This is a genomic window from Labrys wisconsinensis, from assembly GCF_030814995.1.
GTDB lineage: Bacteria > Pseudomonadota > Alphaproteobacteria > Rhizobiales > Labraceae > Labrys > Labrys wisconsinensis.
The window spans coordinates 1-1,674 of record NZ_JAUSVX010000051.1; the positions used below are offsets into that span (position 1 = coordinate 1).

Here is a 1,674-nt window from a genome sequence, read left to right on the forward strand (position 1 = left end):
TCATGGGCGGACTCGTATGGGGCTTTTGTTGTCAAGCGGGAATGTCATCGGGTTTTCCTTGTATTTGAGATGTGGGGGGAAGCCGAGGGGCTCGGTCGCGCGCTGTCCGATAGCGCCGAAGCGAGCGAGCCCCTCTGCGGGATGGCTGAAGGTGGATCGGGTGCGTTCGTACCATCCAGGGCGGCCCCTCGAGGAGCGGCGCCGAAGCGCTCGCCAAACTCGTATCCGGCGGAAGCAGAGTTCCAGACCACGATGCCCTATGCGGGCGGTTGGGGGCCCAGGGGAGCGGGGCCAATCTTGTTGGCGGCATATCGCAGCCATAGTCCGCGGCGGCATCCCGCCCACCCTGGTTGGTTTCAGGCTTCAGCACCGATCGCCTCTCACCTGATGCTTATCTGTCGTGCGCTGTTCGGCAGTGGGGGCATGATCCGGTCCTCAGGTCGACCTGGCCTGGGCATCCTGGGGCAGCACGCCGGTCTCGACGAAGCGCCACAGCGCCACCAGCAGCTTGCGGGCCATCGCTACGATCATGATCTTGCGGATGCGCCCCCGGGCGCCGGCGGTTCGGACGGCGAACCAGCGGCTGAGAGCGCTGTCGGGCTGGAAGCGCAGCCAGCGCCAGGCCAGTTGCATCACGACGCGGCGCACTCGCGGATTGCCGGTCTTGCCGATGCCCTGCTCGCGCGCCATGCCGCCGCTCTGGAACGGCGTGCCGGCGAGCCCGACAAAGGCCGCCACCGCCCGGCGGTCGCGCAGGGGACGGCAGAACAGTTCGCGCACCAGAAGCGTCGCCGTCTCCAGCCCGAGCCCGTGGATGCCGGCCAGCGGCTGGATCATCCGCTCGGCCCGGTCCGGGGCGGCACGCTGGGCAATCTCATTGCGCTCCGCCTCGATCTCAGCGATCTGCTCGCAGACGATCCGCAGGCGGGCCATCAGGCGCTCGAGCTCGGCCATCATCCGGGCCGGCAGCGGCGCTCCCGCAAAGCTGCGCAGCTCCCGCAGCCGATCGCCCGCCTTCTTCAGCCGCGGCTTGAATCCAGCGATGCCATGCAGGCACAACAGGTTCTCGATCCGGTTCTCGATGGCGACCCGCTCGCGCACCAGCACCTCGCGTTCCCGTCCCGGCCGGCGCTCATCCTCCTCCGTCTCGCTCGGGACCCGCACCATCGAGCACACCCGCGGTTCGCCCCGCAGCCACGCCAGCAGCGTGCGCAGCAGCATGTCCAGATCGATCCGGTCCGTCTTCACCCGCCGGGCCCGCCGATCCACCGCGATGCTCGCCGGCTGCATCACCTGCACCTCAAGCCCGCACGCCTGCAGGTAGCGCGCGATCCAGAACCCGTCGCGCCCCGCCTCGTAGGCCACCACCACACGCTGCACGCTGCGACCCGCCCGAGCAGCCTCCCCGCGCCAGCGCTCGATCCTCGCAAGCAGATCCGCCATGGCTCGCGGCGCCATCCGACGCTTGGCTCGCCGCTCCACACCCGGCACCACCGCTCCCACCTCCCACGACTTCCCACTCAATTCCAACGCTATGACCAGCGTGCTATCGTGGTCGAAGGCGGTTGCGGGCTTGTCCGGCTCGAAGGCTCTGCTCATCGGGCGCTCCTGTCGCTGTCGTGGAAAACCGCTCAGGATCTCAGATCCGCAACCGCCACGCCCCATAGAATCTTG

At 68.6% G+C, this 1,674-nt stretch carries 1 protein-coding gene; it reads right to left on the reverse strand.

What is annotated here, in order from left to right; genetic code table 11:
• Positions 1-435: 435 nt before the first annotated feature.
• Positions 436-1,599: an IS110 family RNA-guided transposase gene (locus tag QO011_RS42465; protein ID WP_307286767.1), complete on the reverse strand. Its 1,164-nt coding sequence runs from the start codon at positions 1,597-1,599 to the stop codon at positions 436-438.
• Between the last annotated feature and the right edge of the window lie 75 nt (positions 1,600-1,674).